Here is a 24,790-nt window from a genome sequence, read left to right as displayed (position 1 = left end):
GCAGAGAAAGATTGTTGGAAGAAACAGTCGGGCTTCCGGATTGGAGGGCTGGATATCTTGATGAGCTAAGGGCAGGCTGTTTCAAATGTTGGAATCATTTGCGAGCGTTTATGGAAAAGTCAGAGAGAGACAAGTTACACGAAAGGATCATTCAAAAGGTCGGTGGTGAAATTGTTGCGAAAAAAGGACCTGTTGGATGCTTAGAGATGGGTGCCGACCATGTACGTATTATGGTGAGTATCACCCAAATGCGTGATGATATCTTGCATGCCATCTCCGATGATCTTCTGAAGATGGAACCGGAAGCGCTGTCCCACAGCTTCTCAACAGACGGAGCCCCAATTTCGGAGACCTCTAAATCGTGGGTTCGAGGTTATGAGAACAAGATCAATCAAAGGTTTGGACGCTTGCCGATATGGTATCATGTTCCATTTTTCCAAACGAAGGATTTGGCTGACTTTGAGCATTGGGGTAGGGCTGAGTTTCTATCAGTAGATGAGGTGGCTTGGCTTTCAGTGGGATTTGAACCCGCGAAAAAGCTCATGGACAAGATCAAGCCATTTGATGCGAGAGGAAATGCTCAAAAAGTGGACTCAATGGCTGAGTACATGACACGACATAAGGAGACGATCAGACGTAAGTTTGACCCATACAATCATAATGACAAGCCCGACCTGTTGCTCCTCCACGACTGGATTGAAGACGTGAAGCTAAATGTCCATCCGGAATTCATGGCAATGTTAGCTAAAAGGGTTACTTCAAATCGCCCGAGCATTGCGGTTCCCGAAGTTTCTATAATTCCTGAGCAACTGGATGGCCGTGAAATGGTTTCTATGTCAAAACTAATCGCTGCTATGGCCATTGACGGTTACGGCTACGACCCGAAAGCTCGGCGAAGTCAAATCCCGATGGAAATTCAGGGAGTCGCCGACAGATTAGGGTTGGCGCTATCGGACGACACCATTCGAAAATACCTCAAAAAGGGTTCGGAGTTGATTCCAGAAGATTGGAAACCTGAATGATCACTATTCGTTGAACGAATAGCGATATTTTTTTTGTTTAATATCAGCCGTCTAATCTTAATAGGGTAAAGGATTTCCAAATCCGCCTGACCCAGTAATTTCGATGCGAGGACTTGATCAGACTTCTTAACACAAGGACTGATCACAATGGACTACCCTACATTTCCTAAAGCTGGCTTCGTGCGTTTGGCACAAATCTTAGCGCCTAGGGGCCCAATCCCTGTATCTAAATCGACATGGTGGCAGGGCGTTAAGGATGGCCGATTTCCACAACCGCAGAAATTAGGCCCGCGAACAACCGTATGGAAAGCAGATGACATCTGTGCGCTTTTTGAAGGTGAAGCGGATGAATATGCGCGCCAACCCGATGGCAGTGAAGGCTGCGTTAACTTACGAAATTGGTGAGGCTGCCGCCGCGCTGGGCAAATCCCCAGCAACGATCCGCAATTGGATCAAAGACGGTTTGCCCGTCATGGCCTCGCGCAAACCTTACTTGATTTCGGGTGCTGCAATCCGCGATTACCTACGCGCCAAATATCAGGCAACCAAATCACCGCTGGCCCCGAATGAGTTATTTTGCCTTTCTTGCAGGGCAGGGCGCAAGCCTCTCGATATGTCAGTTGAGGCATTCGCAAACACACCTAAAACCACACGCCTGATGGGCATTTGCGCGTGTTGCGGCGCGTGCGCAAGCCGGATGATTTCCAACACTCAGACCCATGTGTTTTCCGAAACCTTCCAGATCAAGACAGGCGGGGGCAGCAATGCCTAATAGATACCGCCATGCCCCGCTTAAATGTACACTTAAACAGGAGCGCTAACCAATGCGTAAAAACAACGAAGAAAACGAGCGGATCAAACGCCGCTACCTGCAATATCTCAAGGCCGCTAAGCGCAAGGACGCTAGCACGGTTCTAAAGGCCGCTGAGGGTATTCTTAGGTTTGAGGTGAGCGTCGGTTACACCAGCTTCAAACGCTTTCGCATCGAGCAGGCGATCAAATTTCAGGACCGTCTGAGCGTCGAAGTGAGTAAGACAACGGGCAAGCCATTGTCAAAATCCACAATTCGCAGCATCCTTGCCGCCAACAAAGGGTTCATCTTTTGGCTAGCAGATCAAAGTGGATACAAAAGCCGTATTCGCCATTCCGACGCGGATTACTTCAATATGGACGCCAAGGGCGCGCGCGTCGCCAGTGCAACGCGCGAAACGCCGTATCCTTCTATGGAAATGGCACGTCATGCGTTCTCATACATGCCTGAAGCGACAGAGATCGAACGCCGCAACAAAGCGTTGTTCGCATTCTTTATGCTGACAGGCGCGCGGGATGGCGCGGTGGCGTCATTGAAGCTCAAACACATCAACATGATCGACGGTTGCGTTTATCAGGATGCGCGCGAGGTAAAGACGAAAAACTCTAAAACCTTCACCAGCTACTTCCTGCCCGTCGATCCCGAATACTTGGCGTGTTTCGCGGGTTGGGTCACTCATCTGAGAACAACCGCGCTGTTTGGGCCTGATGATCCCTTGTTTTCGCCCGCAAAGATCAAGCCAATAGATGGTTCGTTCCAAGTTGTTGGCCTTAATCGCGAGGTATACAAAAACGCCAACTCAATCCGCTCGGTAATCAAAGAGGCCTTCTTGCGCGCAGACCTCCCTCCCTTTACGCCCCACGCTTTCCGCAAAACGCTCGTGAAGTGGGCTGATACCACATACCCGTCGCGCGAAGCCTTCAAAGCATTTTCTCAGAACATCGGGCATTCCAGTGTCATCACCTCAGTCAGCGCCTATTGCCCCGTCTCCATCGAGCGCCAAGCTGAGCTGATTAAGAAAAGGAGCGGCTAATCAGGCTTTGGCCTTTATTTAAGACCCGTACCAATGCAAAGTGCCGAAAAATGAAAGAGCGCCAATGTTTGAGCAGACCTTCAAAAATATCGACAATATTATGTTCATGGAGCCGGGGTGTAACTCCGAACTGGATTATGCCGAACAATCCTCTTGGATGCTGTTCCTCAAATATCTCGACGATTTGGAGCAGGAACGCATCCTCGAAGCGCAAATGACGGGCGAACCTTTTCAACCGCTGTTTGAGCCGCAATACCGATGGTCAGAGTGGGCTTCACCAACGACCCCAGAGGGCAAGCCAGACCTTGACCGAACGCGGATCGGGACGGACCTTGTGGATTTCGTCAACAACGATCTCATGGCCTATCTGCGCAGCTTTGCCCAAACGGCGCTCGACCCAGATTCGATCCAATCCAAGATCGGGCAAATCTTTGGCGAGGTGCGCAACAAATTCGGCAACGGCTATATGCTGCGTGACGCGCTCGACCTTATCAACAACCTGAGTTTTGGCACCCAAGATCAGAAGTCTGAACTCTCTGACCTCTATGAAACCCGTATCAAGAATATGGGCAACGCGGGGCGCAACGGCGGGCAATACTATACGCCGCGCCCGCTAATCCGCGCCATGATCAAGGTTGTCGATCCAAAACTCGGCGAAACCATCTATGATCCCGCCGCTGGCTCTGCGGGCTTCCTGTGCGAAGCGTTCGACTATCTCAAGAGCCAAGCCACCAGCCCCGACCAACGCCAAATCCTGCAACGCAAAACCTTCTACGCGCAGGAACAGGCCCCGCTGGCCTATGTGATTGGGCTGATGAATATGATCCTGCACGGGATCGAAGCCCCGAACTACCTGCGCACCGATACCCTGTCTGAACGGATCGCGGATATCGAAGACAAAGACCGCTACGACATCATCCTTGCCAACCCGCCCTTTGGCACCAACAAGAACAAACAACTGCAACAGAACTTTCCGATCAAATCCTCGGAAAGCGCCTATATGTTCATGCAGCTTTCGTTGAAAGCCTAAAGGCAGGCGGGCGGGCCGCTATTGTTATTAAAAACACATTCCTCAGCAACACCGACGGGGCCTCCATCGCGCTGCGCAAGCAATTGCTGGATGATTGCCACCTGCATACGATCCTTGATTGCCCCGGTGGTACGTTTCTGGGCGCGGGTGTCAAAACCGTTGTGTTGTTCTTTGAACGGGGCAAGGCGACGCGCGACATCTGGTATTACCAGCTTGATCCGGGGCGCAACATGGGCAAAACCAACCCGCTCAATGATGGTGACTTGGCTGAATTCGTGACGATGCAAGCGGGCCGCACCTTGGGCGGCAAAGCATGGCTGGTCAATGTGAAGGATTTGGAAGAGGCCACCTATGACCTCTCGGTCAAGAACCCCAATGCCCCCGAGGAAGCCCCCCTGCGCGCGCCGCAAGAGATCATCGCGGATATGCTGGCACGGGATGCAGAGACGGCAGAGATTTTAGAGAATATTCGGGGAATGCTGTGAAGGCGGGATGGGAGGTTAAGGCACTTGGGCAAGTTGCGAAAACAAGCTCTGGCGGAACGCCCCTCAAGTCAAATAGGGGCTTTTATGAAGGGGGTGATATCCCTTGGCTTGTAAGTGGAGAGGTTGCAGGTTCCAACATTGTCACAGCGAAACGCGCAATAACTCAAAAAGGTTTAGACGGCTCCTCAGCAAAGCTATTTCCGGTGAATTCAGTTCTGGTGGCAATGTATGGTGCGACAGCGGGCGAAGTGGGCATTCTGAGATTTCAAGCTTCAACTAATCAAGCGGTTTGCGCCATATTGCCAAACGCGGACTATGTTCCAGAATATATTTACTACTACTTTCTACATATAAAGCCATGGCTTGTCGGCCAAGCAGTTGGGAACGCTCAACCAAACATATCACAAGCCAAAATTAAGGCGGTAAAAATCCCCCTCCCGCCCCTCGACGAGCAAAAGCGGATTGTTGCGGTTTTGGATGCGGCGTTTGAGGGCCTCACCCGCGCCCGCATCCACGTCGAAACCAACCTCCAAAACGCGCGGGAATTGTTTGAGAGATCAGTTGCGCTGGCCCTTTCCTCAAAAGGAGAGGCTGTTGAACTGAAAGATGTGGTCAGTTTTCATAATGGCGATAGAGGAAAGAACTACCCAAACAAAAGTGAATACGTTGTTGAGGGTGTTCCATGGTTGAACACCGGTCAAATACTTCCGGACGGCAGTCTCAACGCGACTAAAATGAACTTTATTACTCGGGAAAAATTTCAGTCTCTGGGTGGCGGACGAGTTCAGCAAGGTGATCTTGTGTTCTGCCTGCGAGGTGCCACCATTGGCAAGACGGCATTTGTTGCACCCCATACCGAGGGTGCAATTGCATCGTCGTTGATGATTATTAGGCCGAGCGGTAAGATTTCAGACAGATATGCATTTTATTTTTTAACGAGCGATCTTGGAAAAGAAGAAATCAAACGGTTTATCGGAGGCGCAGCGCAGCCGAACCTAGCAGGTGAAAGTGTTGGTCGGTTCCGTGTTTCTTTGCCGTCTCGCCAAATCCAAGACGAAATTGTTGAACAGCTTGATCAAATCAAGAACGCATGCGAGAGCCTTGCAACCTGCCAAGCTGCCAAACTCCAAGACCTCGACGACCTGCGCCAATCGCTCCTCCAAAAAGCCTTTGCAGGGGAGTTGACCTGAGCGCCGTATTGGGGCTTTGCAGTTCCGTAATTCCGCTCTAACCTCGCTCTATGGTAGAATTTATTTTTAACGATACGCATTTCAAAAAATTCGAGGAAGCGCTCGCAACGCCCCTCGACCGAGACATTCCCGGTGGTAAGAAGGTCGAAGGCTTTGTTAAAGGCTGTACGGGCGTCAGTGCCAAGGGCATGGAAAAAGGCACTATCGGCCATGATTACGTTCTCAAATGGGTAAACAGCGATTCAGACATCAGAACCAAATGCGCCATAATTTTGGCGTGGGGCGGGATGCGAAACCCTGACCGTGACTTGCTTTTCGGTCAGGAAGACCAGGGATGGGTGGGCGTTGCTAAGAAGCTTCAAACAATTGAAATAACCCGCAAGGCCGCGTTTGAAGAATTTACGGAGCGTCGTAGAAAAAATAATTTGAAGGGTATGGGCTGTGCCTATTTCACCAAGTTGATCTATTTCCTGCAGTTTCATAAAAACGCGCACTCAGCCAAGGGCTACATCATGGATCAATGGGTTGCGGAGGCTGTGAACCTTCTGGTTGAGGGGCCGGATATTGTGAAGCTGGATACGAGTTTGACCTTGAAGTGGAAGGGACGCTCCGAAGTCAGACAAAGTGCGGAGACGAGCTCGCTAGTGTCGGATAAAAACACGGGTCAAGACTATGAGAATTTTTGCGCGGCGATAGAAGCCCTGCGAAACAAGATTAACGAGGAGCGGGTTGTGAAGTTAACCCGTGCGCAGCTTGATCGAGCCTTGGGGGGATCGTCGAGGGCCGAGGACAACGACAAGTGGCGACCCCACGTGAAAAAGCAACGGCTGGAAAAGATGGAACTCTTTGGAAACTGAGGCCGATACCCGCGCGCGGCGCATTGATCCTGCCCTGCGTGATGCGGGCTGGGATGTGGTGCCCGGATCGTTGAGCAGCCGCGAGGAAATAGCCAAGGGCCGCATCGTCGCAGGGGGCAAGCGTGAAAACCCGATGAGCGCAGATTATGTGCTGCGCTATCACGATCACAAGCTGGCCGTGATCGAGGCCAAACGCGCAGGCATCGACGCCGCCGAAGGAGTCGCCCAAGCCAAGGAATACGCACGCCGCCTTCAAGCGCGCTTTGCTTATGCGACCAACGGGCTGACGTGGTACGAAATCGACACCGCCACAGGGATTGAACGTGACGTCGCAGGCCCGCCATCCCCTGATGAGCTTTGGGCGCGCATATTCGAAGCCGACAACGCATGGCGCAACCGCTTTGGCGCGGTCGCTTTTGAAAATGGCGGCGGCAAATGGCAACCCCGTTATTACCAGCACAACGCAATCAACGCGGCACTAGAGGCCATCGCGCTGGGCAAAAAGCGCATCCTGCTGACCCTCGCCACGGGCACGGGCAAGACAGGCATCGCGTTTCAGCTGTGCTGGAAGCTGTTTGAGGCCAAATGGAACCTCTCAGGAGAGCTGACACGTCGCCCGCGCATCCTGTTCCTCGCGGATCGCAACATTTTAGCCAACCAAGCTTTCAACTCGTTTGGGGCTTTTGAGGACGGCGCGCGTATGCGCATTGATCCTGGTGAGATCAAAAAGCGGGGCAGCATGCCCGAAAACGCCTCGATCTTCTTTACGATTTTCCAGACGCTCACCACCGATCAGGGCGGCAAGCTGGGCTATGAACACTACGCCCGCGATTTCTTTGATTTCATCATCATCGATGAATGCCATCGCGGGGGCGCAAATGCCGAAGGGTCATGGCGCGCAATCCTCGACTATTTCGAACCCGCAGTGCAGTTAGGTTTGACCGCAACGCCCAAACGCACGGACAACACTGACACCTATGCCTATTTCGGCGAGCCGGTTTATGTTTATTCTCTGCGCGAAGGGATCGAAGACGGCTACCTAACGCCCTTTCGTGTGCGGCAGTTCATTTCGGACAAAGATACCTACACGTTCGAGGGGGCCGACGAGGTTGTCACTGGTGAGGTTGAGGAAGGTACGACTTTTGAGGAAAAGGTCAAATGCGTGAACGGGAACTTCACCGTGTCCGCACCTTCCTGAGTGAAATCAAACTAAACGAGAAAACCATCGTTTTCTGTGCCACCCAAGCCCATGCTGCACTAATCCGCGATCTCATCAATCAAGAAGTCCGCAACCCAGACCCCGACTATTGCGTCCGCGTGACGTCTAACGACGGGGCAGGGGGGGAAGCGTTTTTGGAGCGGTTTCAGATCAATAGCCGCACCATTCCGACGATCCTGACAACCTCGCAAAAGCTATCGACTGGGGTCGATGCCAAGAACGTTCGCAACATCGTTCTCATGCGCCCGATCAACTCTATGATCGAGTTCAAGCAGATCATCGGACGCGGCACTCGGACTTTCGAAGGGAAAGACTACTTCACGGTTTATGATTTCGTGAAAGCCCATGAGAAGTTTGACGATCCTGAATGGGACGGAGATCCGGCAGACATTATTGTAAGTCCTCCATCCGTTCCCAAAGACCCTAAAGAAAAAAACGAGACGGACACTGGCGACGGTCCAGATGATCCAACAGACGGAATGCCTGCGAGGGAGATGCTGGAAATCAAGCTTGGCGATGATCATATCGTCAATATTGCAGCCACGACGTTCTGGGGGCCAGACGGCAAGCCCATTAGCGCACAAGAATTCATTAAACGGATGTTTGGTGAATTACCCGAATTGTTCAAAGACGAAGATGAGTTGCGCAAGGTTTGGAGCAACCCCGACACCCGCAAAGCCCTATTGAGCCGCCTTTCCGAACGTGGCTACGATGCATTGGTCCTGATGCAAATCAAAGAAGCGATCAACGCTCAAGATAGCGACATTTACGACGTACTGATGCATATTGCCTATTCGCGCATCATGATGAGTAGGCAACACCGAGCAGAAGTCGGCTTGCGAAGACTCGAAGATGAATATGACGAAAAGATAGCTTCTTTCCTAAGCTTTGTCCTTTCACACTACATTGAAAACGGTGTCGAAAACCTCGACCGTTCTAAGTTGCCGGACTATTTACGATTAAAGTTTGGCACTTTGGCTGAAAGTGTCGTTGTCTTAGGAGGAATGGACCGAGTGAGTTCATCGTATATTGGCTTCCAAAGGCACATTTATAGTCCTTCGAATTGATGTGTGGGGGTACTATTGGGGGTATGCGGAGAATTTTGTTTTATTTAGTTATTTGTTTTCAAATAGATGAGGCTTTAATGTGAAGACGTGTGGGCACCAGTTAAATCCATTAAATCGTTTGATTTAAATGACTTACTTGAGCATAATTGAGTCTAGCCCCACTTTTAGACCCACCAGTGACGATTGATAAGTAAGTTCTGTTTACGGGCTTTTTCTCTCATTCCTTCCTCGGTAAGCTTCGAGGGTTACCTTGTTCATCTCGAAACACGGACAAGCTATCTATAACGCCCTACATAAGACTTCTTTAGCAATGGGGTGGCAAAGGTAATGTAAGGCCAGTATGCCTTTTAAGGTGGAGGAGAAGAGTATGTTTAGTTTTCTGAAAAAGAAGTCGGCTCGTTTGCCAGATGGTAAAGAAGCTATTATTGCGCAATTGCTTTCAAATCAACTGATGTTGACTGGAACTACAGGAAGCCAGTTTGCAGTGGATTCCTTGGAAATCGATGATGACTTTGCGCTTGGCTATTTATTTGGAATGGCTGATATGGGAAGCTATCAATTTGGTCCGAAAGCTCGAAGCGAAGATGATACCCTAAATTATATTTGTAGAGTTTTGACGATTTTCATCCAAGCGGACGCTCGACACTTTCTTGAAAAAATATTGGAACGCCAAGAAAAAGAGATGTTTAATGTGGGACGGGAGCAAGGAGCTAACGAGCTTGGTGATTGGGTGAAAAGCCAGGGGCAGTCCATTCCAACCACGTTATTAAACCTTACCTCTTAATGACTTGTACGCAAGTTGAAGCGTTGAAATATAAACATCTTGTCGCGACCAATACGCACGCGAGGCAAAAAAGGCTTTGCGGCGTTCGAAAACCCCATTTTGTGGATGTGTGAAAAGGGCTACCCACCTTCGGTCCCCAGAAAATCCTTTCAAGGAATCACACTCCCCCCATGGGGCCAACTTTTTACCTTCCAACTGACGGGGAGTAGAATTGCCTAACCCCAGCGGTCCCAAAGTGCCGACGCTAGGGATTTACACTCCCCCCCAGTTCTAGCCAATTCTCTAAGTGAGGCTTAGAAGCTTAGAATTTCGTCACCAGTACGCGCACGCGAGGCAGCACGCTTTACGGCGTCCGATTATTCCAGAGATGCTTAGACATTGTTGTGGATATGCTGGGGCCGTGAACCCCACAAATTTTTGCTTATGTAATTAGGAAGCCTTGGAAATACCGCTTTGGTTTTTTGCCCAGCGCGGTGTTAAGTTTTGTAAAGTTGGTGTTGATGCTGGTGACAGTTACCCGCGCCTTGAGCGAGTCTGTTGCTGCGCTAAATCAACCGCCTATGGCTAAATGTATATATGTACCAATTATTGGGACGCACGATTTCTAAAGCATGGGTTTGACGTACCAGTTTTTGGGACAGTTCCCCGTATTTTAGGCACATTTAGTGACCTTCGTCCCAATTTTTGGTACACCTTGTCCCAATTTTTGGGTGGGGCTTTTGTTTTTTCGCCAACTAATGAATGACTTCTTTGCGGGCTTTCCATCGGCGCTGGGCAATTCCTCCAACTCCCAAATTGAAGCTCGCCCAATTCCTGACGGGCCTAGATGCGGTCTTTGTGTTAGGCGAATGAAGCCACGCTCCTCGAGTTCTCGAAACATTGAAGCTATGGAATTTTTACTGACGTTAATCGCTTTCGCCGCGTCCCTGTGGCTAAGATATATTTCGCCATTGTTGCTCCCATTGAATCGTCGCCGTAATTCAATATACAGCGCTCTAGGCGCGGGCTTCATTGTTGCCCACGCTTCGCTCGCCTGAACCCATTCCAGGAGTTGCACATGCCTTTCACCACCGCCGCGCTTATGTGCCTTGTATGTCTTAGCCACCGTTGCTCGCCCCCTGAAACACAACTGCCAACCAAATGCGCAATGCTAGCGTAAAACTCCCACAGCCCCCCAGAGACAACCAAACTGCCTCTGTGGTGCCATGTGCTGCCTGCCGTACTTCAACGCGCCACAGGCTGTCCTTTCGCCGTATTCTTGCGCGGGGTTTTTCTTTGGTTTCCAGTTCCATCACACGTCCCCCCATGGGCGAACATCGGAAGTAAGGACGTACCGCGCATGCGTGCCCTTAAATGGCCCGTTATGGGCTTCTGTGATTGTTTCAATATCGACACCTAGCTTGCGCAATGAATGAACGTACGCGCTCCACCTTGGCGCGGGATTGTCGATAGGTGTGCAGCCAAGTTCGCCGCTTGCAATTAGCTCAGAGAGTGCCCAACGTTCGCGGCCCTGTATGGTGATTTTCTTAGAGTGGCTGTTTTCGTTTGTGACTCGGAACGCTCTTGCGCCCCATGCTTTTGAATTACTCATTTGATTGTCCTCTTGTATTGATTGAGAGGACGGGTCGAGCTAGGATGTTTTTGCGAAGTTTGCCCAGCATTAAGCCCCGTCCAAATTGGCGGGGTTTTTTCATTGCGCAACTGTTTGGGCGCGACTTTTCAGCCATTCGCTCAATACGCTTTCAGGCCATGCAACGGCTTTCTTACCCATGCGAATTGGGCGGGGAAACGTGCCTTCGTCCATCATGGCATAAATGGTGGTACGGCTCAGGCCCGTGATTACTTCAACTTCTTTGCGGCGATAGTGCTTCTGTAACATCGTGCTTTATCCTGTATGAATATGAACATTTGCGCTCATACAGGTTTGATATTCTTTCGAAGATTGGGACAGCAACGGCACTGTCCCAACTATTTGCCATACCGCTTCCAGAGTTGGAGATTTGCGACCAGACTCGTTCCCACGCCTCTTTCGTAAACCAACCTTGCGGCATTTGATCTAGTGTGAGGGCGCGGGCCTTCAATTAGCTCACGCATTTGAGAAATTACGGGCGCTCTATTCTCAGCATGAAACGCTTTCCGCGTATCCCCCCCTTTTTTGTCTCGCTTGAAATCACGGATGCCACGCAAAGTTAGGCTCTCGTGCGCCTTGGCATGGAGTGATTGGTAGTCGTTTCCGATATACACGCCAACAGATGCAATAGCCTCAATAGTCTTCTTATCGAGAGGGGTTCTCTTGTCCTCGGAACGCCCCTCGAACATTGAAAGAACGCTATAATTCTCGAGTATTTGGCAAGCATGAAAAAGGCTGCTGTTGGGTTCAATTACTCGTTCGTTCAAAGCCCTTCTTAGGTCAGTAAACACTCTCCATGGTTCTTTTTGCTTCCATTCCTCCAGTTCCATAAAAAATGCTTTTTGTTCGCTTTTGGGCACTTTAGAAATTTCTGCTGCGCTCCACTTAGAGATGGAGTACTCCTTAAAATCGCGAATTTCTTTCAGCCTTTCGATCCATTGAGATTCCTGCGAAGTAGTATCAAATTGTGTATATTCACAATCTAGTTCGCTGTAGCTTAAGCCGAATGTAAATTCGTCTAATTGACGGGCTACAATCTTTGGAAGATGTAATCGGTTCCCGCATGTGTCAACGAAGTAATGATTTGACCCTAGATGCACTCTCGAAAGGTCATCTGGTAGCCAGAAGCCTTTGTCTCTAAGGTAGTCCATTGCGAAGTAACAAGCGCGTAGAAGGCCGCCATTCCCGTCACCTATTACTTCACTTTCGCTCGAATTTCTTTCGAGAGTAGAATACAATTCCGCTTTATAAAAATCAGCCCAATTTGTCGCGTGATGTGCTTCAATGACATCCCTGTAACTGTAGAGTTCACTTCCATATTTTCTAAGTGGAAGTTCGCTTCTGAGGCGTTTTGAGAGTGTCTGAGCGTCGTTTTCGGACAACTTATAGATGTCTATTTCGTGCCACCGTTCGCTCTCGTACAGCTTGATCCAATCCAACTACCCAATCCTCACAATTTTGGCCTGTTGTGCCGTCACAAAATCAGCCCAGCGCTGCATCAGCACTTGGCGTTGTTCGAAATGGTCAGTTCGCCTGTAAGCCCGCTCCACAGTGCCGCCCACTGTATGCCCCAAGGCCGTTTCTGCTACATCATGCGGGGTGTTGGTGTTTTCGGCCACCCAATCCCGAAAGCTAGAACGAAACCCGTGTGGACGCTCTGCCATGCCGCGACGCTCCATAAGGCGAGCCATTGTTGCATCGCTTATCACGCCTTTACGCGGGCTGGGGAAAAGGAACCCGTCGCGGGCATTGAGCCGGGCTTGTTCAATTATCGCCATTGCTTGACTGGATAGGGGCACCCTGAAATCCGAGGTCTTACCTTTGCGGCCTTTGAGCGTTTCGCCTTCGATAGTCCAAACGCCATCATCGGGTTGATTTTCTTTGATTTGGTCAATGTGCATGAAGCGAATGGAATTGGAGCGAACGGCGGTCAACATGAGAAGGCGCAAAGCAAGATGCGTTGTCGTGTCTTCGTCTAGGCTAGAATAGAACGCGGGAACGTCGCGCCAGTGAAGGGCAGGGATGTGCTTTTCCGTGTGGCGTTGTTTGCCTAATAGGGCGCGGGCTTTGTCTGTGGCCTGTATATCCACCTCATAGCCCAGCGCGGCGGCGTGTTTCATACAGATGCTTAAACGGTTCATCGCTTTGCGGGCGGTAACGGCCTTTGTATGCCAGATAGGGGCGAGCGCGTCGCGAATGTCGATTTGGTCAATCTCGGAAACGGGCACTTTCCCAAGGCGTGGCAAAATGTGAATCTCTAAGGGGCTAAACCAACGCCCCGCTTTTCCGTCACCTTTGAGTTCAGCTTTGCGGCTTTCAAATGCGTCTAAAGCTACATCTGTTAAAATATGCAAACTGCGCTGGGCGGCGCGGGCTAAGCGCTCACGCTCCTTGATAGGGTCTTTGCCCAGACGTACCAACCCACGCCATTTCTCAGCCTCAGAACGGGCTTCTTTGAGGGGTATGGCAGGAAAAGTTCCTAAGCCCATTTCGCGGCGTTTGCCGTGGACGGTGACAAGTAAAATCCATTTTCCGCTCTCTTTCCCTGCCTTGTGAAGCCATAGGCCGCCACCGTCACCATACTTGCCAAAAGGGGCAGTTTTGACCAATGCCGCGCTCAATTTGTTCAATTCTCTCATTTTTCTAGCCCCACCTTTAGCCCCATCTCTATATATAGTATATACGGGAATATTACGGAACAAGAGGGAAGTAGTGATATGGTGTAACCTATTGAAAAACAATCAACTGTTTCTAAATGGGAATGGAATTGTATGGCTTGGAACGTGTGTTCGGTGCCGTGTGGGGGCACCATTTTCCAGTTTTTTAAAGTCCAGTGACATCCGATTGAAGCTTGTTTATAAGGGTTTCTAACGATTTGTTGTCCTATCCCGTCCAGTCGTGTGCGGCTGTATCCTGTCTAAAAAGGGGGTACTTTGGGGGTAGGGGTAGATTTAGGAAAATTGGATACCCCCATCATGGCGCTTACAGATGTAAAGATAAAGAATCTAAAGCCTAAAGCGAAATCTTATAAAGTTAGCGACTTCGATGGTTTGTTTGTTGCTGTTCAGCCAAGCGGATCAAGGCTCTTTCGATTCAAGTATCGGATGGACGGAAAAGAAGGGCTGCTTTCATTCGGGAAGTATCCCGATGTTTCGTTGTTGCAAGCAAGGCAAAAGTGGGATGACGCACGAAAGCTCGTTGCGGCTGGAATTAATCCAAGCGCGGCACGACAAGAAGGCAATGTGCTTCGACAGCAGGAAAACGCAAATACCTTTGAAAAGATTGCTGCGCTCTATTTGGCCAAGATCACGATAGAAGGCCGAGCGCCTGCAACTTTGAAAAAAGTATCGTCTTTTATCGCCATCGCGAACAAGGATTTCGGGCGCTTGCCAATCAATGATATTTCCTCGGCAATCGTTCTGAAGACCCTGAAAAAGAGTGAAGCCAAAGAACTCTACGAAACCGCGCATCGCATTCGATCCACTGTCGGTGCGGTGTTTCGCTATGCCATCGCGAACGGGTTGGCTGAAAACGATCCGACGTTTGCGTTGCGCGATGCGCTTATTCGGCAAAAGACGAAATCACGCGCTGCAATAACAGACAAAGATGCACTTGGCGGATTGCTGCGAGCAATCTCAGGTTATAATGGGCAAAACACCACACGTTTGGGATTGGAATTACTGGCAATCGTCACAACGCGCCCCGGAGAATTACGATTAGCTGAATGGGCAGAATTCGATTTTGAAGCGAATGTCTGGAAAATTCCAGCCGAGCGCATGAAAATGCGCATTGAACATGCCGTGCCGTTGCCAAGACAGGCAATTAAATTGTTGTTGGAATTGAAAGAAGAGACAGGTCATGGGCGGTTGCTTTTCCCATCTACCCGTTCATTTCATCGCCCCATCAGTGAAAACACCTTGAACGCTGCGTTGCGCCGAATGGACTATACTGGCGAAGAAATGACCTCGCATGGATTTAGGGCAACATTTTCGACTTTAGCCAATGAAAGCGGCCTGTGGCATCCCGATGCAATTGAGCGCGCATTGGCCCACGTTGAGCGAAACGAGGTGCGTCGCGCTTATGCACGTGGGGCGTTTTGGGATGAGCGTGTGAAGATGTCAGAATGGTGGGCTGAGTTTTTGGACGAATTGCGGACAGGATAGAAGTTGAGGACGTTGCTTGCATGTCTATAAATGTCGTTCTGGTCTGTCTATTAAGCTATGCGCACTCAGCAGGACGGTTAAAAGCAATCGCAGGTGCCAAATTTGGGAAAAGTAAGCCTTGTGCGTGTAGAAAATCTTAGTACAAACCGCAGCGAAAGCCCGCCCATAAGCATGTGTCATCGGGAAACGCAGAGCAAGGCTGACGCCCAAGGGAGTCTGGGGTGTGGCCGACCAGCCATTTGCGCCTCCTGTCTCACAATTAAGAAATAATGCATTTGGGCAAGCTCTATTGGGCAACGCTGGTTGCTTTCGGCCCTTAGCTGCCTCTCGCCGGACATGTTGTATGCTGCAATGCGGCCCGTCGAACCTGCCGTTCGCTGCATCTGCGAAATACGCACCTAACTGAACTCACAGTGTGCGGACTTAGCAGTCATACGCGCGCACCTGCCCGAAGTTGACCTTGGTGCTTGGTGATCCACAGGCTTGCCTTAAAGACACCCTGAGCCACATCACAGGTACAAGATCATTAAAATGGATCAGCTTCTGCCGTGGAATTATAAGGGGTGAATGGACGCTTACGATCATTTGGGTCTACCCAAATTATAATTGGAGGCCACGCAGTTTTTATCAAGCTTTGTTGACTTGCACAGCATTCGACACGAAGGGTGGAAACCCTCGTTTTTAATTGGGTCTAGCTGAAAAATTCACGTGGCCGCTTTCAGAATTACTACGAATAGATTCTTTTGCTTGGGCAGGATGCTCAAAGATTCGTGCGGTGTTGGATGCGAAGTCATAAGCTCACAGAACCCGCGCTGTCAGCGCGCCTGCATTGCATATCACTAAACTACCGTAGCCAATCGAGATTTCTCCGTTTCTTTCCATCTCCCGCAGAATACTCCCTGCGGATGCTCTTGATAGATTTGCGGCGACGGCCAACTCCTGCTGCGTGGCCGGAATGGCTTTGATTGGGGGGGATCGTGGGTGCCCTAAACGGTTTCCCGACAGGCGCAACAAAACGGAGGCCATTCTTTTTTGCGGTGCGGAAAGCATCAAGTCGTCTGCCGCTCCGATTGCGGTGATCAGGTGTTGCCCGGCTAGTAAGGCGATCCATTTCCAAGCTTCGGGGAATTCTCTGGAAAGTTGCAGAAAATCGTAACGGTTGATCTTTAAGAGGAGCATGTCGGTTGCGGCCTCAAACCCCAGCATGCGAGGAGAGCCAGAAACGAATTCGTTTTCCCCGAACCAGAATCCGGGCCCAATGACATGAGACAGTCTTTGTTCGTGTTCATTCATTGCCATTTGCATCCGCGCCGTACCGGAAGCAATCCCATAAAGATTGCTATCATTTGCTCCAATTCCGTAAATAATTTGCCCAGAATCTATCTGGATCCAACGGCCAGTTTTAAGGAATGCATCGGCGAATTCTCGTGGTGGATCACCAAGCCAACCAGCGCGCAATTTGGAATAATCTGGCATGAAATCTCCGAAAATGCTAAGATTGTATGAGAATACACAATCTTTTTGCAGAAGCCATGCTTATGTGTCTGCTATTGATTTTAACTGTGGATCGCGTTGGCCTTCAAAAAACAACGCGCCATCGACCATATTTTGTTGCTGATTTGCCTAAATTCGAGGGTGCAGCTCCACGCGTTAAATCGGGTAAGACTGCCCATTATTGGGGTAATGGCACGGTTGGGCGGTGACGGCTCCCTCGTGTTCAGTACGCTAAATTCACGTGGTCAGTGTTCCACATTCTGGGAGGAATATTAGTGCGAATTTGTAATAGTTCAGTATCGGTAATGGCGGTTGCAGCGGCTTTTGCAACCACCGCTGCGGCACAAGACGCAATTGATATGACCGGACTTGATCCGGTCTTTGCCGAACGGCCTTATTCCCCCTATGCAGACCGAGCGTTTCCCGAAAACGTCTATTTTGGGGACACCCACGTACACACGGGCTTATCGGGCGACGCTGGCGGCGGAGGGACCAGACTCCTACCGCGCGACGCCTATCGATTTGCTCGCGGCGAACAAGTGAACTCTAACACTGGCCAACCTGTAAAGCTGCGCACCCCTTTCGATTTTTTTATGATCACCGACCACTCCGACGGTATGGGAGCGATTACGGATATGATCGCGGGGACTCCAAATATTGTTGCAGATCCCGATGGCAAGAAATTCCACGAAGCCTTCGCGAAGGGCGGGCAAGAGGCGCAAGCGGCCGCGACGGAACTTGTGCGGCAGTTTTCTCAGGGCGTACTCTCACCGGCGTTGAATTATCAGCCCGGAAATCCGGCGTACAAACGCGTCTGGGACGACATTATTCAAGCCGCTGAGGAGTTCAATGATCCGGGTACATTCACGACGTTCATCGCCTATGAGTGGACCTCTCTAGAGGCGGGGAATAACCTCCACCGCAATGTGATTTTTCGGGATGGTCCCGAACGTGCGGGGCAAATTGTTCCGTACACGACAACCCCTCCTTTGGGCAGCCGCGACCCGAAAGATCTGTGGAAATGGCTTGAAAACTATGAAGCTAAGACCGGTGGCGATGTGACGGCTATTCCGCACAACGGCAACCTTTCAAACGGCATGATGTTCGCGTTACAGGACGATTTCGCGGACGGTGCACCCTATGATGCGGAATATGCACAGCAACGCAACAAGTGGGAGCGTCTGTATGAGGCGACCCAGATCAAAGGCGATGGCGAAGCACATCCTCTTTTGTCTCCAGACGATGAATTTGCGGATTTTGAAACTTGGGACTGGGGCAATCTAGATATTTCGGAAAAGAAAACGCCAGAAATGCTTCCCGGAGAATACGTTCGGTCAGGATTACAGCGTGGGCTTCAGCTGGAAAATGAGTTGGGCACGAACCCCTTTAAATTCGGTCTTGTGGGAGCTGGGGACGCCCATACTGGCCTTTCTACGCCTGACAATGACAATTTTTATGGAAAATTTACGGCCTACGAACCGAGCGAACACCGCGCCAATCATCTATCCAAGAGAAACGATGATCTCGATATTGAGTATCATTCGTGGCGCTATATCACGAGTGGTTTGACCGCCGTTTGGGCTACCTCAAACGCCCGTGGCCCAATCTTTGACGCCATGGAGCGCCGTGAAGCCTATTCCACAACGGGCACCCGTATTCGGGTTCGGTTCTTTGGCGGTTGGGATTTTGAGGAGGCCGATACGCATCGTCGCGACCTTGCACAGGTTGGCTATTCTAAGGGCGTTCCGATGGGGGCAGACATGCACCCCGGTGAAGGGTCGCCTTCCTTCCTAATTTTCGCCTTGCGTGATCCTATGGACGCAAATCTGGACCGAGTTCAAATCGTTAAGGGCTGGTTGGACTCTGACGGTGTGCCGCAAGAGAAAGTATATGATGTTGCATGGTCTGATGATCGCGTTGCTGATGCGAACGGAAAAATTCCTGCCGTGGGGAATACCGTCGATCTTTCGATCCCCAGCTGGACCAACACAATTGGCGCATCTGAATTGGGGGCCGTGTGGCAAGATCCTGATTTTGATTCCACCCTTAAAGCATTTTATTATGGCCGTGTGCTTCAAATTCCAACACCACGGTGGACAGCATATGACGCTATAAAGTTCAATTTGGACCTTCCTGAAAACATCCCAATGACAGTTCAGGAACGCGCCTACACTTCGCCAATTTGGTATAGCCCTGAAGGATAATTTTATGAAACGTGTACTTCCCTCCCTTGCGGCCGGCCTTTTGGCAACCACCGCTTTTGCGGAACCAAACCCACTGCGAAACGCCTATTTTGGCGAAACACACATGCACACAGCATTGTCTTTGGACGCCTATATTGGGGGCGCGCGATTGATGCCATCGGACAGCCTGCGTTTTGCCAAAGGCGCACCCGTGTTGGTAAACGGGCGTCATAAACAGCTTGAACGCCCTCTCGATTTCGCGGCCGTAAGCGACCACGTTGAATATCTGGGTGAGATGTATTCGACGATCTTCCCTGACGCCCCGGGGTATCTTCAGGATGATCTTCAAGAACTACGCACGCTCGAAAGTCTTGAGGACAAACAAGCGTGGTTCTATAAATACGTGGTGTCCAATAATCGCGGAGACAATCCAAGCCACCCGCCTTTTTACCAAGGGCCCGAGACCACAAAATCCGGTTGGCAACTTATTATTGATGCCGCTGAAGAACATAATGATCCAGGGGTTTTCACAGCGCTCATAGCGTTTGAATGGTCGTCCGCACCTAAAGGCGGCAACATGCATCGCAACGTGATTTTCCGCGACAACATAGTGCCCGAATTACCGCTTTCGAGCTATGATACCAATAAAGTGGAAGAGTTGTGGGAGTGGTTACAAGCCACACAAGACGCGGGTTCAACGCTCTTGGCAATCCCGCACAACTCAAACGCATCCAAGGGCCAAATGTTCCCGAAGGTGGATAATTTTGGCGATCCGGTCGATGCCGATTATGCCCGCACTCGTGCTAAGTGGGAGCCGCTCATAGAAATGATGCAGATTAAGGGCAATTCCGAAGTTCACCAGTCATTCTGGACTGCAGACGAGTTTGCCGATTTTGAGAACGCCAATTCGATCCAAAAGAACTCCAACCGGTATTTCTCCAAACGCGATTTCGTGCGTGAGGGGCTGAAGCTGGGTGTGGCCTATGAACAAGACCTTGGCGAGAACCCTTTCAAACTTGGGTTCATCGGAGGCACAGATAGCCACAACGGACTTACTTCGGACGTAGCGGAAGATGATTTCATCGGGGGCCACGGTCCGGAAGATGGCAGCGTGGAGCGCCGCCGCACGGCAGGAGTCGGCGGCTGGATTGACGGCATTGATCTCTCTATCGGCTCACTTGCAGGTGTTTGGGCTGAGGAAAATACACGTGCCTCAATTTACGATGGCATGAAACGGCGCGAAACATTCGCAACTTCAGGTCCGCGCATTCAAGTACGCATGTTTGGCGGGGCAGACCTCACGGCAAACCTCAGCGATCCAGTTGCAATGGTTGAGGATGGCTTTGCCAACGGAGTGCCGATGGGAGGAGATTTGGCCTCGAGCGAGACCGCGCCAACCTTCACGGTATATGCGCTTAAAGATCCAATGGGTGCAAATCTCGATCGCATTCAAGTCATCAAGGGGTGGGTGGACAGCCGCGGCGAAACCCATGAACAGATTGTGGATGTAGTATGGTCGGATGATCGCGTCGCAAGTGCCGAGGGTCTCCTGCCCGCAGTTGGGAATACCGTCGATCTAACCACCGCCCTATACACGAATGATATCGGCGCAACGACACTCATGGGGAGCTGGACCGACGAGAGTTTTGATCCAAGCCAACACGCGTTTTACTACGCGCGGGCCATCGAAATTCCAACGCCAAGGTGGTCAACTTATGATGCGGTTCGCAATGATCTACCGTTGTTGCCCGAGGTAGCGGCCACCATTCAAGAGCGCGCTTGGGGATCACCAATCTGGTACACCCCTGCCAAGTAACCGAAAACGACATCCGGTTAACGATTTTGCGGATGTCGCGCTTGTTTAACTCGTTTGATTGGAAATCAAAATGTCGCTGACCCACCGCCACGTAGTGGCCGCCCTTTTCGCGATAGGTATCGCAGGCCCGACTTATGCAGTTGAAGGCGGGCTTGGCGCCTATCTCCTTGGGTCTCGAGACAGCTTTTCGGGCATTGTGCCGGGGCCTGGCACCTATGCGGGCATTGATTTTGTTCAGTCGGAAGGGTCAGTTCAAGGATTGTCGCTCGCGGGCTTGCCAATCAGGGCGGATAGCGATTTGAAGCTGTCCTTCGCCAAACTCAGCGTGACGGAAGTTTTTGACGGCGAGCTTTGGGGGGGAACGCCTGCTGTTAACATCAACATCCCCTTCGTCATCGATGCCAACCTGACGTTTATCGGCCAAACGCCCCCCCTCACAGGCCTGCCAATTTCGGATACGGCCTCCGGCGTTGGCGATATTACCGCGACAACATTGGTGGGATGGCACAGCGGCATGCTACATTATAGCGCAGCTTTTTCTGTATTTGTGCCCACAGGGAGCTACAGCACGGCCACCCTAGACGTTCCGAACAGAACGATAAATGCCCTCAATACCGGCAAAAATATTTGGTCCTTTCAACCCGTTTTTTCCGCAACCCATTTCAATCCGACCACGGGGCTGGAGGTCTCTGGGGCTGCTAGCCTTTTGTTTAGCACCCGCAACAAAGCCACGGATTATCAAAACGCTCCGGCTTTGAATCTTGAGGCCACAGTAATGCAACATGTGAAATCCGGATGGGCCTTTGGGGCTTCGGGCTATGCCTATCGACAAATCGGCGATGACAGCGGCACAGGCGCGCAAAGCACGAAAGCGTTTCTGGGCGCTGAAAGTCTAAGTGGACAAGTGTTTGGCTTGGGCCCCGCGATCACCTACAGCGGCACCTCTGTGTTTGGAAAAGACGTCAGCCTTAAGTTAAAATACTATAAAGAGTTCGGAGCAAAACGACGATTTGAGAGTGATACCTTGTGGCTCAATGTCTCGATGGTTTTTTAGGTTTGGCGGCCTTGCGATGTGTCTAAATCGCTTAGAAGAATGTTCGCTGGCAACGCGTGTTGTGAAATAAGCACGGCATTCGCCAAATCGATTTCTGGCGCGCGGACCAGTGCCGCTTCAGGCGAAAAGCCTTGCGCCAACCAGCGCTGCACAAGGCGGTCTTGTAAGACATCACCCGCCACATCAAGACGAAGATCACGATCTTTTTCTTGGCATTCTTACCTCAATTTTTCGTTGCAGAGAACGGGCCGATTATCGCACAGTTTTACCTACTCGGAGCTTTGATGGTTTGCGTGACTCTTGTTGTATTTGGTGTCGTGGTGATTGCTGCCTGCTCACTTGGCGCTCGGACCAAAGATTCTCCAAGCGCCCAAATTTTGCTCAACAGAGTTTCTGGCATAGTTTTTGTGTCGTTGGCATTCAAATTGGCGGCCCCTGAAAATTAGTTTTACGGGTGCGGCAGGTCTGGGCTCGAAGCCGACTTGCGACAGCGCTAAGAAAACTCCCGTTTCTAGGATTCCCCAATGTCGGCTTCAAACGTTCCGGCACACCCGGTTCGCACTTGCAGCGAATGTCAGCTGTCCGCCCTTATTGTCAAAATGTGCATGGTGCAGAAATTGACCACATTACTCTCGCCCATGGTTGCCGTGAACGGCCCAAAGCTGACCTTGGCACCTTGCGAAACGAATGGCAGGCCTGAGTCCTAAACGTTTATCGGCGAGATGCTCGTTTAGGAGTTGTTAACTTTATTTTAATATTAACGATCTGCGTAATAGCAGGCTTCTTTTGGTTTAAATGTGGTTTGTTATTCAAACTTTGACATCCGCTGGGGTTGGGCTTGTACATCAAATCAACGGGGTGCCGCAATTGGGAATGACAAAAGGCGACGTATTACTGCGCAACAATGTCACTGTGATTGGATCGGGAGAGCACACGCTTCTCATGGCGCATGGCTTCGGTTGCGACCAGACTATGTGGCGTTTTCTAACACCGGAACTCTCTAAACATTTCCGAATAGTTCTGTTTGACTATGTGGGGAACGGAAAATCAGATATATCGGCATTTAATGCAAAGAAATATAGCGCTTTGGAAGGCTACGCCGAAGATGTGACAGATATCTGTGATGCCTTGGATCTCAAAAAAGCGACACTCATCGGTCATTCAGTTAGCTCAATGATCGGATTGATTGCGTCCCTACAGTCTCCGGAATACTTCAAAAACCTTGTTATGGTATGCCCGTCACCGTGTTTCTTGAACCTCCCGCCTGACTATTTTGGAGGATTTGATCGCGCCGACTTGGAAGAGCTTATCGACCTAATGGACAAAAATTACATCGGTTGGGCGAACTACCTCGCTCCCCTAGTTATGGGTGCGGACAAGGGGTCGGAATTAGTCGGAGAGCTTTCGGACAGCTTTTGCTCAACAGACCCTGTCATCGCCAAAACGTTTGCCAAGGCGACGTTCTTTTCGGACCTAAGGCACCTGCTACCTGAAGCGATGCACCCAGTTCTTATCCTCCAAAGTAGTGTTGATGCGCTCGCGGGAACTTCAATCGGCGAGTTCGTTAAAAAGGAAATTCCCAAGGCGACACTGAAGGCCATTGCCTGCACATGACTCACCCAAAAGAAGTCGGTCAGAATGTGACGGAATTTCTTAGAGTTTCGACCTGATGACGGACCTGACAAGTGTCGAACTGGATGATCTGCCTTTTGGGTGTATTGTCTCAAACAATCATCGCAGAATCATTTTTTCAAATCGGTATATCACCGATGAGTTGGGATGGCCTGTCGAGCAAGTTGTCGGCCAGGCTTCTACCACCATTATGTCGCCTGCTTCTCGGCTTTTCTGCGAGAGCTATGTTTACCCGATGCTTCTCGAAAGTGGCGAATGCCTTGAAATACAACTGACATTCTTAAGCAAGGACGGCGCTCGTCTACCAGTGATTGCAAATGCTAAGACCCGCAAGGATGGAACAATCATCTGGGGGTTCTTTTTGGCCGTCAACAGAGACAAACTATATCACGAGTTGGTTCAAGCCAGAAGCACGCTGGAGGAGCAATCGATCCGCCTTGCAGAAATGGCCACAATAGATGAGCTAACCACCCTCATGAATCGTCGGGCTTTCAATCTAGAAATTGAACACCAATTCGCCGCCTGCGAGCGAAGTGGTGATTCATTGTCGCTTCTGATCCTTGATATAGACGACTTCAAAAGGATTAATGACACCTACGGTCACAGCCACGGCGACAATGTGTTGCAAGCCTTGGGTTTATGCCTTTCAAAGGCTTGCCGAGAAACAGAAACAGCAGCGCGCTTCGGTGGCGAAGAGTTCATTTTTACGCTAAATGGTACCGACAGCGAGGGAGCATTTTCATTTGCTCAACGCATACACGATCAAATTGCCAATGATGCAAATCAACTGCGTTCCATTACCGTTAGCATTGGGATTGCAACCCGAATTGGGCACTTCGGCCCCTCATATCTTGACTTGTTGAAGCAAGCGGACGCGGCCCTATATCGAGCAAAAGCACTCGGAAAAAACCGGACTGTCAATGGTGGGAATTTCCCCTCGTCACGATTATATTCGACGGGCGCTGAAAAAGGGAGTTGTTGATCTCATAGTTGGAGGATCACTAAGTAAACCTCTGCAGTTGCAGTAAATGACGGCAAAGCCTCACCCATCAATGCCGACCTTGCCGCCTTGCGCGACGAAGCACCACTACGAGCCCATATTCTTAGATGCTGCGGAGTGATTGAACGTTGGCTTTCGTGACCAGAGCCAAGAACTTGAAAAAGTCGCACGCATTATTACGAAGGGTTTTGGTGTAAATTAAGTGGCTTGGATTAGACATCTACAGCCTTCAGAAAAATTAGACGCCAAACCGTCTAATTGCTATTCAAGCTGGAATGCTACAGATTGCTCGAACGAGCTCTCGTAATTGTCGAGACGCC

Annotated in this window: 19 protein-coding genes and 3 pseudogenes; 16 read left to right on the top strand and 6 right to left on the bottom strand. The window is 50.5% G+C overall.

Annotated features, from left to right (window positions below):
- The first annotated feature begins 110 nt into the window (after positions 1 to 110).
- From AB9F27_RS13860 to AB9F27_RS13815, 10 genes and pseudogenes are all read left to right on the top strand, one after another.
- The gene (locus AB9F27_RS13860) at positions 111 to 1,022 is read left to right on the top strand and encodes a hypothetical protein (protein WP_369757862.1); all 912 of its coding nucleotides are present in this window, start codon (positions 111 to 113) and stop codon (positions 1,020 to 1,022) included.
- Positions 1,023 to 1,169: 147 nt separating this feature from the next.
- Positions 1,170 to 1,427 carry a helix-turn-helix transcriptional regulator gene (locus AB9F27_RS13855; protein WP_369757861.1) on the top strand — a complete coding sequence of 86 codons (258 nt, stop codon included), beginning with the start codon at positions 1,170 to 1,172 and terminating at the stop codon, positions 1,425 to 1,427.
- The gene (locus AB9F27_RS13850) at positions 1,336 to 1,794 is read left to right on the top strand and encodes a helix-turn-helix domain-containing protein (protein WP_369757860.1); all 459 of its coding nucleotides are present in this window, start codon (positions 1,336 to 1,338) and stop codon (positions 1,792 to 1,794) included. The genes AB9F27_RS13855 and AB9F27_RS13850 overlap by 92 nt, the downstream gene beginning before the upstream one ends.
- Positions 1,795 to 1,846: 52 nt before the next feature.
- Positions 1,847 to 2,866, top strand: a complete 1,020-nt coding sequence (gene xerC / locus AB9F27_RS13845; protein WP_369757859.1) for a tyrosine recombinase XerC — start codon at positions 1,847 to 1,849, stop codon at positions 2,864 to 2,866.
- Positions 2,867 to 2,930: 64 nt separating this feature from the next.
- A pseudogene (locus AB9F27_RS13840) lies at positions 2,931 to 4,381 on the top strand (N-6 DNA methylase).
- A pseudogene (locus AB9F27_RS13835) lies at positions 4,378 to 4,872 on the top strand (restriction endonuclease subunit S); the annotation flags it as partial. The pseudogenes AB9F27_RS13840 and AB9F27_RS13835, both read left to right, overlap by 4 nt.
- A gap of 54 nt (positions 4,873 to 4,926) precedes the next feature.
- The gene (locus tag AB9F27_RS13830; RefSeq protein ID WP_369757886.1) at positions 4,927 to 5,571 is read left to right on the top strand and encodes a restriction endonuclease subunit S; all 645 of its coding nucleotides are present in this window, start codon (positions 4,927 to 4,929) and stop codon (positions 5,569 to 5,571) included.
- Positions 5,572 to 5,621: 50 nt separating this feature from the next.
- A complete protein-coding gene (locus tag AB9F27_RS13825) occupies positions 5,622 to 6,428 on the top strand; it encodes a hypothetical protein (RefSeq protein ID WP_369757858.1) in 807 nt (268 codons plus the stop codon).
- Positions 6,418 to 8,714, top strand: a pseudogene (gene hsdR, locus AB9F27_RS13820) (EcoAI/FtnUII family type I restriction enzme subunit R). Before AB9F27_RS13825 ends, hsdR begins: the two are co-directional and overlap by 11 nt.
- A gap of 367 nt (positions 8,715 to 9,081) precedes the next feature.
- The gene (locus tag AB9F27_RS13815; RefSeq protein WP_369757857.1) at positions 9,082 to 9,498 is read left to right on the top strand and encodes a hypothetical protein; all 417 of its coding nucleotides are present in this window, start codon (positions 9,082 to 9,084) and stop codon (positions 9,496 to 9,498) included.
- Between the two features lie 1,097 nt (positions 9,499 to 10,595).
- On the opposite strand, the gene AB9F27_RS13810 is transcribed toward AB9F27_RS13815, so the two are convergent.
- The 5 genes from AB9F27_RS13810 to AB9F27_RS13790 form a co-directional block, all read right to left on the bottom strand.
- Positions 10,596 to 10,790: a hypothetical protein gene (locus AB9F27_RS13810; protein WP_369757856.1), complete on the bottom strand. Its 195-nt coding sequence runs from the start codon at positions 10,788 to 10,790 to the stop codon at positions 10,596 to 10,598.
- Positions 10,790 to 11,089: a hypothetical protein gene (locus tag AB9F27_RS13805; protein WP_369757855.1), complete on the bottom strand. Its 300-nt coding sequence runs from the start codon at positions 11,087 to 11,089 to the stop codon at positions 10,790 to 10,792. The genes AB9F27_RS13810 and AB9F27_RS13805 overlap by 1 nt, the downstream gene beginning before the upstream one ends.
- A 99-nt stretch (positions 11,090 to 11,188) precedes the next feature.
- Positions 11,189 to 11,377 (bottom strand): helix-turn-helix transcriptional regulator, encoded by a 189-nt coding sequence (locus tag AB9F27_RS13800; protein WP_369757854.1) that lies wholly within the window; start codon positions 11,375 to 11,377, stop codon positions 11,189 to 11,191.
- Between the two features lie 89 nt (positions 11,378 to 11,466).
- Complete coding sequence (locus AB9F27_RS13795; RefSeq protein WP_369757853.1) at positions 11,467 to 12,567, bottom strand: hypothetical protein; 1,101 nt, start codon at positions 12,565 to 12,567, stop codon at positions 11,467 to 11,469.
- On the bottom strand, positions 12,568 to 13,767 hold the full coding sequence (locus tag AB9F27_RS13790; protein WP_369757852.1) for a tyrosine-type recombinase/integrase: 1,200 nt from the start codon (positions 13,765 to 13,767) through the stop codon (positions 12,568 to 12,570).
- A gap of 336 nt (positions 13,768 to 14,103) precedes the next feature.
- On the opposite strand from AB9F27_RS13790, the gene AB9F27_RS13785 reads away from it, so the two are divergent.
- On the top strand, positions 14,104 to 15,291 hold the full coding sequence (locus AB9F27_RS13785; protein WP_369757851.1) for a tyrosine-type recombinase/integrase: 1,188 nt from the start codon (positions 14,104 to 14,106) through the stop codon (positions 15,289 to 15,291).
- 798 nt (positions 15,292 to 16,089) lie between these two features.
- Here AB9F27_RS13785 and AB9F27_RS13780 read toward each other — a convergent pair.
- Positions 16,090 to 16,767: a Crp/Fnr family transcriptional regulator gene (locus AB9F27_RS13780; RefSeq protein ID WP_335586715.1), complete on the bottom strand. Its 678-nt coding sequence runs from the start codon at positions 16,765 to 16,767 to the stop codon at positions 16,090 to 16,092.
- A gap of 293 nt (positions 16,768 to 17,060) precedes the next feature.
- On the opposite strand from AB9F27_RS13780, the gene AB9F27_RS13775 reads away from it, so the two are divergent.
- The 5 genes from AB9F27_RS13775 to AB9F27_RS13755 all read left to right on the top strand — a co-directional run bounded on the left by AB9F27_RS13775 (position 17,061) and on the right by AB9F27_RS13755 (position 24,452).
- Positions 17,061 to 18,989, top strand: coding sequence for a DUF3604 domain-containing protein (locus AB9F27_RS13775; protein ID WP_335586716.1), 1,929 nt, complete (start codon positions 17,061 to 17,063; stop codon positions 18,987 to 18,989).
- A gap of 4 nt (positions 18,990 to 18,993) precedes the next feature.
- On the top strand, positions 18,994 to 20,784 hold the full coding sequence (locus AB9F27_RS13770) for a DUF3604 domain-containing protein (RefSeq protein ID WP_335586717.1): 1,791 nt from the start codon (positions 18,994 to 18,996) through the stop codon (positions 20,782 to 20,784).
- 70 nt (positions 20,785 to 20,854) lie between these two features.
- Positions 20,855 to 21,838, top strand: coding sequence for a transporter (locus AB9F27_RS13765; protein WP_335586718.1), 984 nt, complete (start codon positions 20,855 to 20,857; stop codon positions 21,836 to 21,838).
- 795 nt (positions 21,839 to 22,633) lie between these two features.
- Complete coding sequence (locus tag AB9F27_RS13760; protein ID WP_335585891.1) at positions 22,634 to 23,452, top strand: alpha/beta hydrolase; 819 nt, start codon at positions 22,634 to 22,636, stop codon at positions 23,450 to 23,452.
- 55 nt (positions 23,453 to 23,507) lie between these two features.
- The gene (locus AB9F27_RS13755) at positions 23,508 to 24,452 is read left to right on the top strand and encodes a GGDEF domain-containing protein (protein ID WP_335585892.1); all 945 of its coding nucleotides are present in this window, start codon (positions 23,508 to 23,510) and stop codon (positions 24,450 to 24,452) included.
- The last annotated feature ends 338 nt before the right edge of the window (positions 24,453 to 24,790 follow it).

The sequence above is a fragment of the Falsihalocynthiibacter sp. CO-5D18 genome (genome assembly GCF_041205445.1).
GTDB classification, from domain to species: Bacteria; Pseudomonadota; Alphaproteobacteria; order Rhodobacterales; family Rhodobacteraceae; genus Falsihalocynthiibacter; species Falsihalocynthiibacter arcticus.
The sequence above is the reverse complement of the archived record's forward strand: the minus strand, read 5'-3'. Positions and strand labels throughout refer to the sequence as shown.

Bases quoted from the DNA above. Each gene is read 5' to 3' on its own strand.
- AB9F27_RS13800 (WP_369757854.1), bottom strand. From the start codon at position 11,377: ATGTTACAGAAGCACTATCGCCGCAAAGAAGTTGAAGTAATCACGGGC.
- AB9F27_RS13855 (WP_369757861.1), top strand. From the start codon at position 1,170: ATGGACTACCCTACATTTCCTAAAGCTGGCTTCGTGCGTTTGGCACAA.
- AB9F27_RS13765 (WP_335586718.1), top strand. From the start codon at position 20,855: ATGTCGCTGACCCACCGCCACGTAGTGGCCGCCCTTTTCGCGATAGGT.
- AB9F27_RS13850 (WP_369757860.1), top strand. From the start codon at position 1,336: ATGACATCTGTGCGCTTTTTGAAGGTGAAGCGGATGAATATGCGCGCC.
- AB9F27_RS13755 (WP_335585892.1), top strand. From the start codon at position 23,508: ATGACGGACCTGACAAGTGTCGAACTGGATGATCTGCCTTTTGGGTGT.
- AB9F27_RS13810 (WP_369757856.1), bottom strand. From the start codon at position 10,790: ATGGAACTGGAAACCAAAGAAAAACCCCGCGCAAGAATACGGCGAAAG.
- AB9F27_RS13815 (WP_369757857.1), top strand. From the start codon at position 9,082: ATGTTTAGTTTTCTGAAAAAGAAGTCGGCTCGTTTGCCAGATGGTAAA.
- AB9F27_RS13760 (WP_335585891.1), top strand. From the start codon at position 22,634: ATGTGGTTTGTTATTCAAACTTTGACATCCGCTGGGGTTGGGCTTGTA.
- AB9F27_RS13785 (WP_369757851.1), top strand. From the start codon at position 14,104: ATGGCGCTTACAGATGTAAAGATAAAGAATCTAAAGCCTAAAGCGAAA.
- AB9F27_RS13770 (WP_335586717.1), top strand. From the start codon at position 18,994: ATGAAACGTGTACTTCCCTCCCTTGCGGCCGGCCTTTTGGCAACCACC.
- AB9F27_RS13790 (WP_369757852.1), bottom strand. From the start codon at position 13,767: ATGAGAGAATTGAACAAATTGAGCGCGGCATTGGTCAAAACTGCCCCT.
- AB9F27_RS13805 (WP_369757855.1), bottom strand. From the start codon at position 11,089: ATGAGTAATTCAAAAGCATGGGGCGCAAGAGCGTTCCGAGTCACAAAC.
- xerC (WP_369757859.1), top strand. From the start codon at position 1,847: ATGCGTAAAAACAACGAAGAAAACGAGCGGATCAAACGCCGCTACCTG.
- AB9F27_RS13780 (WP_335586715.1), bottom strand. From the start codon at position 16,767: ATGCCAGATTATTCCAAATTGCGCGCTGGTTGGCTTGGTGATCCACCA.
- AB9F27_RS13825 (WP_369757858.1), top strand. From the start codon at position 5,622: ATGGTAGAATTTATTTTTAACGATACGCATTTCAAAAAATTCGAGGAA.
- AB9F27_RS13860 (WP_369757862.1), top strand. From the start codon at position 111: ATGGAAAAGTCAGAGAGAGACAAGTTACACGAAAGGATCATTCAAAAG.